We start from the raw sequence: 14367 nt of genomic DNA, 5'->3' as shown, positions 1-14367 counted from the left end.
AAGAGCCCACAGCCATGGAACACATCGCCATGAAACCCGCCAACCCCACCCGCAGCGCCTATGCCACCGACGAAGCCCGCTGGCGCGCCGTGGTTGAGCGCGACGCGAATGCGGATGCGCACTTCGTCTACGCGGTGCGCAGCACCGGGGTGTATGCCCGGCCGGGCGCGCCGGGCCGGCGGCCCAGGCGCGAGAACGTCGAGTTTTTTTCTTTGCCGGCACAGGCGGAAGCCGCCGGCTACCGGGCCAGCCGCCGCAGCGGCGAGCCGACTCCCGGCGAACGCGACCAGCGCGCCTTGTTGATCGCCCGGGCCTGCCAAGCGATCGAGTCGGCCGAGACGCCGCCCACGCTGGAAATGCTGGCGCGGCAGGCTGGCCTGAGCCCCTTCCATTTCCACAGGGTGTTCAAGGCCCAGACGGGGCTGACGCCCAAAGCCTATGCAGCCGCCCATCGGGGCCGCAAGCTGCGCGAACAGCTTGCGCGGCCCGATGCCTCGGTTACGCGCGCGCTGTTCGATGCGGGGTTCAATTCCAGCAGCCGGTTCTACGAGGCCTCGGAAAGCCTGCTGGGCATGCGTCCCGGCGAGTATCGCGGTGGCGGCGCGGGTTCGGTGATCCGCTTTGCGGTGGCGCAGTGCTCGCTGGGCGCGATCCTGGTGGCCAGCAGCCAGCGGGGCATCTGCGCCATACTCATCGACGATGATCCTGATTTTCTGGTGCGCGATCTGCAAGACCGGTTCCCGAAGGCGGAGCTGGTGGGCGGCGATGCGGAGTACGAGGCAATGGTGGCCCGCGTGGTGGGTTTTGTCGAGGCGCCGTCTATCGGACTGGACCTGCCTCTGGACATACGAGGCACGGCGTTCCAGCAAAGGGTGTGGCAGGCGTTGCGCGAGATACCGGCCGGCGACACGGCCAGCTACAGTGATATTGCGCGACGCATCGGGGCGCCCAATGCGGTGCGGGCCGTGGGGCGGGCCTGCGGGGCGAATGCGATTGCGGTGGCGATTCCCTGCCATCGGGTGGTGCGGCGGGATGGGGATCTTACCGGGTATCGGTGGGGGGTGGAGCGCAAGCGGGAGTTGCTGCGGAGGGAGGCGGAGGCTTGAGTTATTGGCTGGGCGAGGGACTGCGGAAGGTGGCGTTAGGGATGAGCGCTTTCCCGTTACTTTGGCACCTCGAGCGTGCAAGTTCTTGACCCGGTCAAGGGGCGGGGCAGCCTTTTTCAGTCCGCATCATGCGGCCCTTCGGGCTTCCCGAATTTCTCTGCTTGGGCCGGGCGGCGGCAGAACTCAACCTCAGCGCTACGCGCTTCGGGATTCAGACAGGCTGGCGCCGAAAGCCCCCGACCCAAGCAGAGAAATTCGGCGCACGCTGGACGGACTGAAAAAGGCTGCCCCGCCCCTTGCCCTGGATGCTTCTGCAATTTGCTGCCTTGGAGCTTAAGCGAGCGTTTGGCACCCGATACTGGTGCCGAGTTTCGATCTCCCCTTGCGTTTGAGGACCGCATGGCCGTGGCGCCTGGGCCTATGAGGCCGGGGCGCCGCAGGTAATTTTGCGAGCGCCTTTTATTGCACGAACTCGTTGGTGAAGACGTCGTTCACGTCGAGCTTCTTGTCGATGATGCCTTGCTGAAGATAGAACTCTTGCAGGGCCGCCACGCGCTCGGGGTTGAACTGGCCCAGCACTTTCTGGCCGGGGTAGACGTTCTTGGCGTAGTAGGCCATGACCTTGCTGACAAGTTCCTCGCGGCCTTTGTAGACGGGCTGGGCCTCGATGTAGGCCTTGGCGGCTGCTTCGGGGTCGTCGCGCACTTCGGCCAGCGACTTGAGGGTGGCGGCGACGAATTTGCGTATGACCTCGGGGTTTTGCTTGATCATGTCTTCGGAAGCCAGCACGGCCTGGGCCATGCCGGGGAAGAAGTCGCCGGTTGACTGCCACTTGAGCTCGGTGCCGGCCTCTTCGGCCACGGCGCCCATTTCGGGGGCGCCGACCATGCCGTCGGCGTTGCCGTTTGCCACCAGTTGCCAGATTCCGGTGGGGCCGGCCGCCTGGACGTTGGCGTCTTCGCGCGTAAGGCCGCCCTTGGCCAGTACGGCCAGGGTGGCAAAGAAAGAGGTGTCTTGATAGGACATGACCGTAATGGTCTTGCCCTTCAGGTCGGCGGGGTTGTCGATGTGGCGGTCGGCACGCGTTACGAGCTGGTGCAAGGCCTTGCCGCCCAGCAGCGCCACGCCTTTTACGGGAATGCCGTTCTGACGCAGGATGATGGGGGTGTCGCCCAGGGCGCCGCCCAGCTGGCCGTTGCCCGCCCCCAGCTGCTTGCCGACGTCCGCCCCGCCCTTGACCGAGACGAACTTGACCTGCAGCCCGGCGTCGGCATAGTAGTTCTTGTGCTGGGCCAGCATCAAGGGCGCGAAGGCAATGGCATTCGCCGGAGCGGGCAATAAATAGGTGATTTCAACCGGTTTTTCCTGGGCCTGGACGCTGCCTACGGCCGCCGCGGACGCCAGGACGGTCGCCTTCAGGAAGCGGCCCAATGTGCGCTTGATGTTCTTCATATGTGTCCCCGTATGAGTGCTCTGTTTCGGGCTGCTTTTCGTATGCTGCCTGTCGAATCACAGCTTCCATATTTAATTCGTTCGAGCGAGAATTATATGGAGATAATATTTGCGAGTCTATGCCATCGAGCCGACAATACGTCATCTTCCGTGTAAACCCCTAGGGCCTGTTAACACTAAAAGGGCAGCCACACTGTCTAAAAGGCGGCGCCCAATACCCGACATTCCGATCATGAGCGCAGCAACGACCAGAAAAACCAAGGCCCGAACCAAGGGCCGCCCCGACGCCGAAGGCACGGTGGGGCGCGAAGCCCTGCTGGCGGCGGCCGTCGAAGAGCTGCGCGTCTCGTCGCCCGAAACCCTTACCCTGGCGGGCGTGGCGGCGCGGGCCGGCGTCCATCCCGCGCTTATTCGCTACTACTTCGGCAACAAAGACAATCTGCTGCGCGAAGTGGTGAAGCAACTGGTCGACCGGGGGCAGGAATCAGCCCGCGCCACGATGGAAAGCAGCGCTCCGCTAGAAGAAAAACTGGCCGGACGCCTGCAAAGCATGATCGGCGTCATCCAGTCCAACCCCCATTTCCATAGGCTGGTGCTGGACAAGATCTACGGCCAGGGCAACGACGGCGACGGCGAAGACCTGCTGGGCCGCATCGCCACCCGGGGCATGCGGCTTACCGTCTCGATGCTGCACGACCAGCCTTCGCGACCCATACGGCCCATCGATCCGCGCCTGCTTCATGTCGCCATGATCGGCCTGACCGAATTCTTTGTCTCAGCCAAGCCCTTGCTGCATGAGCTTTTTGGCGAAAACGCCGACATCGATGAACTCAAGTCGCGCTACGTCTCCTTCGTGACAGACCTTATCCTGCACGGCATCTCGGCCCCAGATCCCGCCGCCCCCACCGGCATTGACAAAGGCCGGCGCAAGGGTCAATAATTCACTCTATCGTGAATTAATCGAGCAACATGGCCTTGAACGCCGTTTCAACGGCGGGGATGAAAGCATGCTGAAGAACTATTGGTACGTGGCCTGCACCAGCCGCGAGTTGGGTTCCGAGCCCCTGGGGCGCATTATCTGCGGCGAACCCGTGGTTATATTCCGCCAGGACGACGGCAGCGTCGCCATGCTGCGCAATGTGTGTCCGCACCGGCAGGCGCCGCTGTCGATGGGCTCGGTCGACGGCAAGGTGCTGCGCTGCCGCTACCATGGCATGGAGTTCAATGCACAAGGCCGCTGCACGCACATTCCCTCGCAAGACGTCATCCCGCCACGGGCGCATATCAAGAGCTATCCCTGTACCGAGCGCTACGGCCTGGTCTGGATCTGGCCCGGCGAACACGCGCTGGCCGATGCCGCAAGCCTGCCCAGCCTGCCATGGCGTGAAGACGAAGGCTGGAACGGCGACATCGCCCAGTATTTCCATGTAAAAAGCGCCCATGTGCTGATGAACGATAACCTGCTCGACCTGTCGCACGTGGCCTTCCTGCATGCCGATTCCATAGGCTTCGACTCCAGGCGCCTCGAGGGCGACCCGCTGCAGGTTACCGTGGAAGACGCCTACGTCAGCACGCGGCGGGTATTCAAGAACACCATGCAGGCCCCGGCCCACAAGGCCTGGCGCGAGCTGAAGGAGCCCATCGACCGCACCCAGCTGGCCGAGTGGCGGCCGCCCTGCTTCGTCAATGTGCTGGCCCGCAATGAAAACGACGAGGCCCAGGTCGACCTTCGCGCCGATCACTTCATCACACCCGAAACCGAGGCTTCGCATCACTACTTCATCGCCATGGCGCGAAACTTCCGCATCGACGACGAAGCGCTCACGCAAAAGCTGGATGAAGGCGCGCGCCAGGTACACAGCGAAGACGTTGAAATCGCCGAAGCCCAGCAGACCATGAAGGCCCTTACGGGCGGCGCGCCCGACATGGCGCTGAAGGCCGACAAGGCCGTGACCGCGGCGCACAAGATCCTGGCCCGGCTGGAGGCGGCCGAACTCCGCGGCCACGAGCCGGTGCAGGCAGAATCCGTTTCGTAACCCGAAGTCGGCTTCATTGAGCCGGCTTCATTAACCGGCAGGCTCCCCTTGCCGCCCAACACACCGGGGCCTGTCGCTCAACGCCTGTTGCCGTTTTATCCACTATCCATCCATCGCGCAGACGCACCCCATCATGCCCCAGATCAAGAATGCCCTCATCAGCGGCGCCGGTATCGCCGGATGCTCCGCCGCCATCACGCTGGCCAGCCGCGGCGTCGCCGTTACCCTTGTAGACAAGCAGGACGAATGGCGCTTTCAGAGCTCGGGCATCTTCGTGTACAGCAACGGGCTGGCAGCGCTACGCGAAGTGGGCGTACTGGACGAGATTCTTGCCTCGGGCTTCGGCATAGGCGACGGCAAGAACATCTATCTGGACCATCTGGGCGAGCCCATCGTCGACGTCTACTACCCCTCTATCGGAGGAAACGTGCCGCCCATCCTGGGCATCAAGCGCGCCGAAATCCACCGCATTCTCGCCACCCGGCTAGAGGCGCTGGGCGTCGGCATAAAGCTGGGCACCACCCTAGCCGACCTGGACGTGGGATCCGAAGAACAGGCCGCGCACGCCGTCCTGTCTGACGGCGGCAGCGGCGAGTACGACCTGGTCATCGGCGCCGACGGCATACGCTCGCAGCTGCGGGGCCTTCTGTACCCCACCATCCAGCCCCGCAACACCGGCTTCGGGGTATGGCGCAGCGTGCATCAACGGCCCGCCGACGTGGAGGCGAAGATCATGATGATGGGGGTGGGCAAGCGGCTGGGCATCATGCCCATCAGCGACGACAAGCTCTATATCTTCGGCACGGTTCCCGAGCCCCAAGAACACTGGTATGCGCGCGAAGACTGGCCCGCGACCATGCGCGAGAAGTTCGCAGAATTCGGCGGGCCCGTGCGCCGCTTCCTGGACGAGGTCTCGCCGGAAACCGAAGTGCTGTACACCGTGGTGGAAGAGGTGGCCGCGCCCCTGCCCTGGAACCAGGGGCGCGCCCTGTTAATCGGCGATGCCGCCCATGCATCCACCCCCTTCATGGGCCAGGGCGGCGCCATGGTCATCGAGGACGCCGTGGTGCTGGGCCGCATGCTGGACGAAACCGCGCCCAGCGTGCCCGAACTGCTGCGGCGCTTCGGCGAACGCCGCCACCCCATGTGCAAGTTCGTGCAAGACGCCTCGCGCCAGGTCGGCGAAGCGGGCGCGGTCGAAGACCCCGAAAGCTGCAAGGCCCGCAATGCGGCCATGCGCGACACCGCCCAGGCCCATGTGGACAATTTCTACGCGCGGCTGCAGGCGCTGCGGGAAGAGGAGCGGGCTATCTAGCCGCCACCAAAGCAAGCTCCCTTCTTTTACCGCCTCGAATCACACCTCGGGGCACGCACATCTGTGCGCCGCGACATCTCCTTGCTCGTGTGCGAACTTGACGCCGGTAGCGCCCCCTTGTCATGCGGCGGCGCCCTGTGTCGGCTATGCGTCCATATCAACTACGACCGCCTGCGTTCGGGTAATCCCTGGTTCTTAATATTGTTTATCTGGTTAACACTACGCATGCGTGCAACTATAGTTGCACGTAAGAAATAAAACCAAACTATAAATTAGCTCCCCTCAGGGAAGGAGACAGCATGCATCAGCACAGAACTGGTACAGACAGGCGTGGCTGGATATGTAAAAGCCTGGCGACCACCATTGGAACAGGAGTATTGCTTGGCCTGGCCGCATGCGGCGGCAGCAGTGGAAATGACAAAGACTCTAAGACGCCGCTGCCTCTGGCACAGGCGTGCCCCAGCTATACGTCCGACTCACTGCCCAACGGCGCCAAGGTCACCTCTACCGAGATCCGCGCCGCAACAGGAAACATGACCGAGGCATGCATTGTCCGCGGCGAAATCGTCACCTCGGACACATCCACCATACTTTGGGCCGTAGAACTGCCCGAGTTCGAAGACTGGAACGGGAAAACGCTGACAGTTGGGGGTGGGGCTTTCGACGGATTCATTCCCACAGACGAAGGCTATATCCAGGCATTCACCATGCCTGCAGCCAATAAGTTCGTTCGGATCAGCTCAGACTCGGGCCACCAATCCCAAGGGTTCGAATGGGCGGTCGATGATGATGCGCTAAAAAATCACGGCTATATGGCCAACCACCTGGCACTGCAGGTCGGCGTGCAAGTAGCCCAGGATTTCTTCAAGAAGGAACCGACACACCGCTATATGATCGGTCAGTCGAACGGCGGCCGCTCAGGTCTGGCAGCAGCTCAGATGTTCCCAGAAGACTATCACGGCATCGTTGCTTTAGAACCCGCGATCAGCCAGCAGGCTCACGAAGTCAACGTCGGCGGCGTCCTGATGAAGCATATCTTCAGCAACCGCGACAACTGGTTGAACGCTGCGCAGATCAAACTCTACGCCGAAGCGGAAACACGCGCCTGCGACGGTCTGGACGGGCTGGAAGACGGCATCATCGGAAACGTCGAGGCGTGCAACTACGTGCCTGACGAACTGCTGTGCACGGGTGCAAGCAACGACAGCTGCCTGACCGCCGGCCAGATCGAAACCATACGTCTCGTTTACGCAGACAAAGAACTGTCCGTCGAATTCACACAAGGCCAGCGAGGTTACCCCCGCTTTGGACGCGGTGGCGCCTCGACCTCCGACTGGGCCTCATATCTGTTCGGCCGCTCGTTCGAGGAACCCGCATCCTTTGATTACATGGTGGGCGACGAAGCCGCCAGAGTCGTCGAAAATGATCCCGATGCAACGCTCATGAGCCATGATCCGACGCTTTATCAGGCAGAGTACATGCGACTGGCCAAAGAGTTGGATGCCACCAATCCGGATCTATCGGCCTTCCATGCAAACGGCGGAAAACTGCTTGTGTGGTACGGTCTGAGCGACACTTGCGTTTCCCTTTACAGAACCGTCGACTATCTGAAGTCCGTCGAAGAGGCTTTGGGCAAGATAGAATACAGCGAGTTCGTCCGCTTCGTGACTTCCCCGGGAATAGGCCACAACCTGGACGGCCCAGGCGCAGGAGAAATCGACTTTGTCGGAGTCATCGACGACTGGGTCGAAACGGGGAAGGCGCCCGAACAGCTCATCGGCTCTCATTTCGAACAGGGCGCAACCGAGCCTTCATCCCAACGGCCGGCATGCCAGTATCCGCTCTTCCCGCGCTATATGGGCGGCGACGAAACCAAAGCAGAGAGCTTCGCCTGCGTAGCAAGCTGAGCGCGTCTTGATTCAAGCCGGGCCGGATCCTGGTTGCGCAGGATCCGGCCCGAATCACGATACACGCACAGCCGACAGACGCTACGCCGACTTTTATTCCTGCAACAGCCGCGCCACCAATCGGGTGGTTGACGCAAAATGGTCCGACAGCAACTGACAGGCGCGATCGGCGTTGCGCTGCACGATGGCGTCGACAATGGCCGCGTGCTCGGCGTCGACATCGCGCTGCTCGGCGTGGCCGATGCCCGCCGACAAGGCCCGGTAGCGGGCCGTTTGCTCGCGCATGGTGGCGCAAAAGCGCTTGAGCCACTTCGACTCGCAACCTGATATCAGCGTTTCGTGAAAGGCGTCGTGCGCGCGCTCCCATTCGGGGTTGATGTCTTTGCCGGGGCCCTGCAGATGCAGCGGCAGGCGCTTCAACTGGTGATACGCGGCCAGCACCCGGCCTTCCCAGGCGCCGTCGCAGCGCGAGATGGCCTCGCGCAGGGCCAGCGATTCAAGCTGCTGGCGCGTGCGGGTGATGTCGAGCAACTCGTCTTCGGATACGTCTGAGACGCGAAAGCCCTTCTGGTCGATGGCGTCGATGAAGCCGGTATTGCACAGGCGCGACAAGGCCTCGCGCAACGGAATGGTGCCGACGTCGTAGCGCTCGGCCAGTTCGCGTATGCGCAGCTTGGCGCCGGCCGGAAACACGCCATTGATGAGGTCTTGCCGTATGGCGAACTGCAAGGACGAGGCCGTGGTGCGGGCGGTAGTGGGATCGGAGCTCAATTCGGTTCTGGGATCAAGTCGAAGGCCCCTGGCACGGCCACAGGGCGGATGGGGGCTATTTTAACCATGCCCGCAAAATTAATCTACAAAACTTGATTTTGTATATATTTTGGAATAGGATTTGTCGCATCGGCATTTCTCAATTTCTCATCCACCAGAAGCTGTTCTCATAAGAAAAGGGGTCTTCATGCGGTACGTATCCATTGAACTCAACGGCAAGCCCGCCCTGGGCGTGCGCAACCAGCAAGGCGACATCGACGTCATCGGCGCCGAAAGCCTGGAATCCCTGCTGGCCGCCGGCACCGACCTGGCCAGCTACGCCAAGGGCCGCAAGGCAACGCAAACCGTCAAGGCGGCCGACGCCCGCCTGCTGCCGCCGCTTTCCCGGCCCACCAAAATCATCTGTGTCGGCCTGAACTACGCCGACCACACGGCCGAAAGCCCTTACGAACAGCCCGACTATCCCACGTTGTTCCTGCGCCTGCATACCAGCCTGGTGGCGCACGACCAGCCCATCATCCGCTCCAAACTGTCCGACTCGCTCGACTACGAAGGCGAAGTAGCCGTGGTGCTGGGCAAGGGCGGCCGCTATATCTCCAAAGAGAACGCCCTCGATTGCGTGGCCGGCTATTCCATTTTCAATGACGGCTCCATACGCGAATACCAGTTCAAGGCGCCCCAATGGACAGTGGGCAAGAACTTCGACGGCACCGGCGGCTTCGGCCCCGACCTGGTCACCGCCGACGAACTGCCCGCGGGCGCCAAGGGCCTCAAGATCGAAACCCGCCTCAACGGCAAGGTGGTTCAGTCGGCCAGCACCGCCGACATGATCTTCGACGTGGCCACTCTTATTTCCATCATCAGCGAAGCCATCACCCTCGAGGCCGGCGACGTCATCGTTTCGGGCACGCCGGCCGGCATCGGCTGGGCGCGCGATCCCAAGCTGCTGATGCGCGGCGGCGACGTCTGCGAGGTCACGGTCGAAAAACTGGGCACGCTGCGCAACCCCATCAAAGACGAAGCGTAATACAACCCAAGGGGGCCGAAACCCATTACATACAGGCCCCCTCTTTCCGACGCACGGAGGAAGACATGTCAGCTCAACCCGTCGGCACCACGGCCATCCATTCCATCGACCACTTCGCCCTCAACGTGCCCTCTCTGGACCAGGCCGAACATTTCTTCGGAAACTTCGGCCTGCAGATCGAACGCGGCGGCAACGAAATCCAGATGCGGGCGGCCGACAATCATCGCTGGGGCCGGCTGCTGGCCTCCGACCATAAATCCCTGGCTTACCTGAGCCTTGCCTGCTTTGAAGGCGAGCTGCCGGCCATCGAGGCCCAGGCACGCGCGGCGGGCGCCGATTTCGACCGGCCCTCGCCGCACAAGAACGCCGAGGGCATCTGGTTTCATGACCCCGACGGCAATCTGGTGCAGGTCAAGGAAGGCCCGCGAACCATGCCCACCGGCAAGGCCCCCTTTCATGTTCCTGTTGCCGACGCAAACCAGCGCGGCGCCCATGCGCGCTCTGAAGGCAAAACAGTTCGGCCGCGGCGGCTGTCCCACGTGCTGCTGTTCACGCCCGACGTACTGCGCGCCGTGCAGTTCTACGGCGATGCCGTCGGCCTGCGGCTGTCGGACAAATCGCTGGACATCATCGCCTTCACCCATGCGCCGCACGGCTGCGACCACCATTTGCTGGCCTTCGCCAAAAGCTCCGCCAAGGGGTGGCACCATTGCTCGTGGGATGTCGCCTCGCTTGACGACGTGGGCCGCGGCGCCAGCCAGATGAACGACGTGGGCTACAAGCACGGCTGGGGCACAGGCCGCCATGTACTGGGTTCCAATTATTTCCACTACGTGCAAGACCCCTGGGGCTCGTTTTCAGAATACTCGGCCGACATCGATTATGTTTCGGCCGACAAGCCCTGGGCTGCGGGCGACTACCCGCCTGAAGACTCGATGTATCTGTGGGGCCCCGACGTGCCCAGCGACTTCATCTTCAACACCGAGGCCCCTGTCCAGGCCTGATGCACCCAAACTGAAAAGGCCGCTTCCACGGCCTTTTTCGCCCTTTGAAAGCCCCCGGCGCCGGCACGCCCCGAACAGGCATGGCCTTGCCACGTGCCACGTTCTTGCGTGGCGGGCCCTGCGCTATAGGCCGCTGTGAGCCGCCTCTTCGGTTTCCAGCCCCAGATAGGCCCGCCGCAGTTCCGGGCGGGCCAGCAGTTCGTCGGGCGTGCCCGAAGCCACGATGCGCCCTTCTTCAAGCACGGCGGCCCGCTGGGCCACCTGCAGCGCCATGGTGACGTTCTGCTCTACCAGCAGCACCGCCATGCCCTCGGCGTGGATCTCGCGTATGACACGGAACATGTCGAGCACGATGCTGGGCGCCAGGCCCAGCGAGGGTTCATCAAGCAGCAACAGGCGCGGCCTGGCCATCAGGGCCCGGCCGATGGCCACCATCTGCTGCTGGCCGCCCGACAGGGAACCCGCCGGGTCTTCGAGCTTGGGCACCAGGGCCGGAAACAGGGCGCAGACGCGGTCGAGCGAATCGGCACGATGCGCGCGGGCCGGGCCGATGTAGCTGCCCAGCTCGAGGTTCTCGCGCACCGTCATTTCGGTGAACAGGCGCCGCCCCTCGGGCACCAGCGCAATGCCCGCCGCGCAGAAGCGATGCGGCGGCAGGCGGGAGATATCCTTGCCGTCGAACAACAGCTTGCCCGCGCTGATGCGGTTCAGGCCCGCGATGGCGTTGATGAGGGTGGTCTTTCCGGCGCTGTTGGGGCCTACCACGCACAGCAATTCGCCCGCGCCGACATCGAGAGAAACGTCCCACAGGGCGGTTGCCGCGCCGTAGGCCACGCGGATGGTCTGGGCCTCAAGCATGGGCGGGAGCTCCGGTAGCGTTGGAGGAATCTCGGCCTTCGTCGATGGGCTTGCCCAGGTAAGCGGACACCACGTCGGGGCGCGCCATGACTTCGGCCGGCGGCCCTTCGGCCAGGACTTCTCCTTGATTGAAAATGACGATGCGGTCGCACAGCGCCATGACCGCGCGCATGACGTGCTCGACGAACAGGATGGTGGTGCCTTGCGCGCGTATGCGCTGTATCAGGGCCACGGCTTCGTCGATCTCGGCGGGCGTAAGGCCAGACAGCACTTCATCGAGCATCAGCAGCTGGGGCTGGGCGGCCAGGGCACGGGCAAACTCGAGGAACTTGCGCTGGTGCAGGTTGAGGTCTTCGGGCAGTACGTGAGCGCGCGCCGCCAGGCCCGTGAACTCGAGCCAGCGCCAGGCGTCTTCTTCGGCCTGCCTGCGCTCGACCAGTTGCCCCCCGAACATGGCCGGCAGGGCCACGTTTTCAAGCACTGTAAGGTGGGCGAAGGGCCTGGGTATCTGGTAGGTGCGCGAAACGCCGCAGCGGGCGATGCGGTGGGCGTTGATGCCGACCAGTTCCTGGCCGCGGAACACGATGCTGCCCGAGGTGGCGGGGAAATGCCCGCTGGCCACGTTGATGAAGGTGGACTTGCCCGAGCCGTTGGGCCCCAGCAGTCCAAGGATTTCGCCGCGCCGCACTTCGAGGCTGACGCCCTTCAGCGCCTTGACGCCGCGAAACGACTTGGCGACGTCGCGCGCGACAAGCAGCGGCTCGCCGGACGACGCCGGGATATCCGCCCCGGGCAGGCCGCCTCGGCTCGCAGGCAGCACACGCGTATCCAAGGAGGCCTCTGCAGGCACGGGCGAACCGGACTGATGGGCCGCAGTTTGGTCGGCTTGCCTGGCGGCATCGGCCCGCGCCTGTTCATTGAGGGCCGATGGAGGCAGCGAGACCACCGCCGCCTTGTCTTGCGGCTTGCGGCCGAAGTACTTGAGCGCCTGGCCCAGGATGCCCTCGGGCATGAACAGGATGACGCCCACCAGAATGACGCCCATGGCCACCTTGCCCAGCACGGCGCTGTCGCCGGCGGTAAAGCTGTACAGCAGCACCGTGATGACCAGCGCGCCCACGGCGGGGCCCAGCCAGTGCCGCGTGCCCCCCAGCACGCTCATCAGCACCACGGTAAGCGGCATGGCCACGGTGAAGACGTCGCCCGTGGTGACATACGACACGAACATCGCCTGTATGCCCCCCACCACGCCGGCCAGGGCGCAGGACAGCGCAAAGGCCGCCACCTTGTACCTGAAGGTGGGCACGCCCATTACCTCGGCTACGTCTTCGTCGTCGTGAATGGCGAACAGGCCAAGGCCGAAGCGGGCGTAGTAGATGACGAGCGCGATAACGATGGTGGCCACGGCGGCGGCCAGCGCCAGCAGATAAAAGGTTCCGGAAGGCGAAGGGCCGAACTCGGGCATGGGCACGGCGCTAAGATACACGCCCTGCCCGCCGTCGATGGGCGTATTGAGCACGATGGTGGCCACCACAAAGGTGGCGGCCAGCGTAAGCAGCGCGAAGAGCTCGCCCCGCACCGCCTTGACCCGGAACGACACCACGCCCAGCACGGCGCCGAACAGCGCGGCAAACAGGCCCGCCAGCGGAAGCGTCCACAGGAAGGGCATGTCGAACTGGCTGGTAAGCGTAGCCGTGGTGTACATGCCTATGCCGTAGAACGCGCCATGGCCAAATGAAAAATAGCCCGAGTAGCCCGACAATATGTTCCAGGAAGTGGCCAGCGCCACCCAATGAAAGATCAGGTACAGCACTGATTCGTAGAAGGCCGGCAGACCCAGGTAGGGCACGACGGCCAGCATGACGCCGGCCAACAGCACAAGAATGATGGAGCGGCGCATGATCAGGCCCTTCCTGGACGCACGAGCAGTACGAGTATGAGCAGCGAAAACGACACCAGCGGCGCCCATGAGGGCGATGCGACCGCCATGGTAACGGCCTCGGAGACGCCGATGATGCAGCCCGCGATAAGCGGCCCCATGGGCCGGCCCAGGCCGCCCAGCATGACCGCGGCGAACACCACCCCTATCCAGGTGTATATCTGCGACGGCGCCAGGGTGAAGCTGAGCGCGATGCATACGCCGGCGATGCCGGCCAGCGAGGCGTTCAGGCCCGAAAGCATCAGGGCCAGCGCCCGCTGGTTGATGCCGAAGGCGGCGGCGATGGGCGCGTCTTCGGCCGCCGCGCGCAGTGCCTTGCCCAGGTCGCTGCGCTTGAGCGCCAGCCAGATGGCCACCGAAATGGCCACGCTAAGGCCCAGCGTGATGAGCTCGGGCAAGGGCAGGAACAGCTCGCCGATGCGGTAGCGGTGTTCGGCATAGCTGGAATCGAGCCGCCGGTAGTCGGCGGTCCAGATCCATTGCAGCAGGGCCTCGATGATGATGGTCAGGCCGAAGGTGATCAGCAGCGAATTGAACGGCGTAACCTTGAATCGCGCCAGCACCCAATGCACGGCGACGCCAAGCACGAAGAAAAGCGGCACGATCATCAGCAGCGTCAGCATGGGGTCCACGCCGCCGTAGCTGGCGAACTGGTAGGTAAGATAGGCGCCCAGGAAGGCCAGGGCAAAGTGCGCCAGGTTGATCTGGCGCAGCAGCCCCCAGGAAAGGCTCAGCCCAAGCCCAAGAAGCCCATACAGCGCGCCGGTGAAGATGCCCGCCAGAATGGATTGGGCCAATAAAGTGGAGCTTGGTAGATTCATCAGCTATGCAAACATGAATTTTTTTGGCCGCCGGGCGGCTTCAAGGCAGGAATGCCCCCGCTTGGGGGTGGACCATGACACGGAGCAGCCCCCGCAGGCTGCGCCCGTGCCCCGATCCGGACGCCATGCGG

At 63.4% G+C, this 14367-nt stretch carries 12 protein-coding genes; 7 read left to right on the top strand and 5 right to left on the bottom strand.

Going from position 1 to position 14367, the window contains the following annotated elements; genetic code table 11:
• Window positions 1–14 precede the first annotated feature (14 nt).
• On the top strand, window positions 15–1106 hold the full coding sequence (gene ada, locus C7440_RS00480) for a bifunctional DNA-binding transcriptional regulator/O6-methylguanine-DNA methyltransferase Ada (protein WP_017524945.1): 1092 nt from the start codon (window positions 15–17) through the stop codon (window positions 1104–1106).
• Window positions 1107–1565: 459 nt separating this feature from the next.
• On the opposite strand, the gene C7440_RS00475 is transcribed toward ada, so the two are convergent.
• A complete protein-coding gene (locus C7440_RS00475; RefSeq protein ID WP_116517037.1) occupies window positions 1566–2558 on the bottom strand; it encodes an ABC transporter substrate-binding protein in 993 nt (330 codons plus the stop codon).
• A gap of 232 nt (window positions 2559–2790) precedes the next feature.
• On the opposite strand from C7440_RS00475, the gene C7440_RS00470 reads away from it, so the two are divergent.
• The 4 genes from C7440_RS00470 to C7440_RS00455 all read left to right on the top strand — a co-directional run bounded on the left by C7440_RS00470 (window position 2791) and on the right by C7440_RS00455 (window position 7816).
• Entirely contained in the window at window positions 2791–3498 is a 708-nt protein-coding gene (locus tag C7440_RS00470) for a TetR/AcrR family transcriptional regulator (RefSeq protein ID WP_116517036.1), read from the top strand.
• 67 nt (window positions 3499–3565) lie between these two features.
• On the top strand, window positions 3566–4594 hold the full coding sequence (locus C7440_RS00465; protein WP_116517035.1) for an aromatic ring-hydroxylating dioxygenase subunit alpha: 1029 nt from the start codon (window positions 3566–3568) through the stop codon (window positions 4592–4594).
• Window positions 4595–4727: 133 nt separating this feature from the next.
• Window positions 4728–5909 carry an FAD-dependent monooxygenase gene (locus tag C7440_RS00460; RefSeq protein ID WP_116517034.1) on the top strand — a complete coding sequence of 394 codons (1182 nt, stop codon included), beginning with the start codon at window positions 4728–4730 and terminating at the stop codon, window positions 5907–5909.
• 299 nt (window positions 5910–6208) lie between these two features.
• Entirely contained in the window at window positions 6209–7816 is a 1608-nt protein-coding gene (locus tag C7440_RS00455; RefSeq protein ID WP_116517033.1) for a tannase/feruloyl esterase family alpha/beta hydrolase, read from the top strand.
• A 93-nt stretch (window positions 7817–7909) separates the two neighbouring features.
• Here C7440_RS00455 and C7440_RS00450 read toward each other — a convergent pair whose 3' ends face one another.
• Window positions 7910–8587 (bottom strand): GntR family transcriptional regulator, encoded by a 678-nt coding sequence (locus C7440_RS00450; RefSeq protein ID WP_017524066.1) that lies wholly within the window; start codon window positions 8585–8587, stop codon window positions 7910–7912.
• Between the two features lie 187 nt (window positions 8588–8774).
• On the opposite strand from C7440_RS00450, the gene C7440_RS00445 reads away from it, so the two are divergent.
• Window positions 8775–9614 (top strand): fumarylacetoacetate hydrolase family protein, encoded by an 840-nt coding sequence (locus C7440_RS00445; RefSeq protein ID WP_017524065.1) that lies wholly within the window; start codon window positions 8775–8777, stop codon window positions 9612–9614.
• Window positions 9615–9679: 65 nt separating this feature from the next.
• Entirely contained in the window at window positions 9680–10618 is a 939-nt protein-coding gene (locus C7440_RS00440; RefSeq protein WP_017524064.1) for a VOC family protein, read from the top strand.
• A gap of 123 nt (window positions 10619–10741) precedes the next feature.
• Here the strand turns inward: C7440_RS00440 and C7440_RS00435 are convergent, their stop codons facing one another.
• The 3 genes from C7440_RS00435 to C7440_RS00425 are packed head-to-tail and all read right to left on the bottom strand — an operon-like array spanning window position 10742 to window position 14236.
• Window positions 10742–11476 carry an ABC transporter ATP-binding protein gene (locus C7440_RS00435; RefSeq protein ID WP_017524063.1) on the bottom strand — a complete coding sequence of 245 codons (735 nt, stop codon included), beginning with the start codon at window positions 11474–11476 and terminating at the stop codon, window positions 10742–10744.
• Window positions 11469–13376, bottom strand: a complete 1908-nt coding sequence (locus tag C7440_RS00430) for a branched-chain amino acid ABC transporter ATP-binding protein/permease (protein WP_017524062.1) — start codon at window positions 13374–13376, stop codon at window positions 11469–11471. Before C7440_RS00430 ends, C7440_RS00435 begins: the two co-directional genes overlap by 8 nt.
• Window positions 13377–13378: 2 nt before the next feature.
• Window positions 13379–14236, bottom strand: coding sequence for a branched-chain amino acid ABC transporter permease (locus C7440_RS00425; RefSeq protein WP_040548778.1), 858 nt, complete (start codon window positions 14234–14236; stop codon window positions 13379–13381).
• Between the last annotated feature and the right edge of the window lie 131 nt (window positions 14237–14367).

It is taken from the genome of Pusillimonas noertemannii, from assembly GCF_003096595.1.
GTDB classification, from domain to species: Bacteria; Pseudomonadota; Gammaproteobacteria; order Burkholderiales; family Burkholderiaceae_B; genus Pusillimonas; species Pusillimonas noertemannii.
Note: the sequence above shows the minus strand (reverse complement) of the source record. Positions and strands in the feature narration are given on the sequence as shown.

Excerpts from the sequence above, each read along its gene's own strand:
- ada (WP_017524945.1), top strand. The coding sequence starts at position 15 with ATGGAACACATCGCCATGAAACCCGCCAACCCCACCCGCAGCGCCTAT.
- C7440_RS00475 (WP_116517037.1), bottom strand. The coding sequence starts at position 2,558 with ATGAAGAACATCAAGCGCACATTGGGCCGCTTCCTGAAGGCGACCGTC.
- C7440_RS00470 (WP_116517036.1), top strand. The coding sequence starts at position 2,791 with ATGAGCGCAGCAACGACCAGAAAAACCAAGGCCCGAACCAAGGGCCGC.
- C7440_RS00465 (WP_116517035.1), top strand. The coding sequence starts at position 3,566 with ATGCTGAAGAACTATTGGTACGTGGCCTGCACCAGCCGCGAGTTGGGT.
- C7440_RS00460 (WP_116517034.1), top strand. The coding sequence starts at position 4,728 with ATGCCCCAGATCAAGAATGCCCTCATCAGCGGCGCCGGTATCGCCGGA.
- C7440_RS00455 (WP_116517033.1), top strand. The coding sequence starts at position 6,209 with ATGCATCAGCACAGAACTGGTACAGACAGGCGTGGCTGGATATGTAAA.
- C7440_RS00445 (WP_017524065.1), top strand. The coding sequence starts at position 8,775 with ATGCGGTACGTATCCATTGAACTCAACGGCAAGCCCGCCCTGGGCGTG.
- C7440_RS00440 (WP_017524064.1), top strand. The coding sequence starts at position 9,680 with ATGTCAGCTCAACCCGTCGGCACCACGGCCATCCATTCCATCGACCAC.
- C7440_RS00435 (WP_017524063.1), bottom strand. The coding sequence starts at position 11,476 with ATGCTTGAGGCCCAGACCATCCGCGTGGCCTACGGCGCGGCAACCGCC.
- C7440_RS00430 (WP_017524062.1), bottom strand. The coding sequence starts at position 13,376 with ATGCGCCGCTCCATCATTCTTGTGCTGTTGGCCGGCGTCATGCTGGCC.
- C7440_RS00425 (WP_040548778.1), bottom strand. The coding sequence starts at position 14,236 with ATGAATCTACCAAGCTCCACTTTATTGGCCCAATCCATTCTGGCGGGC.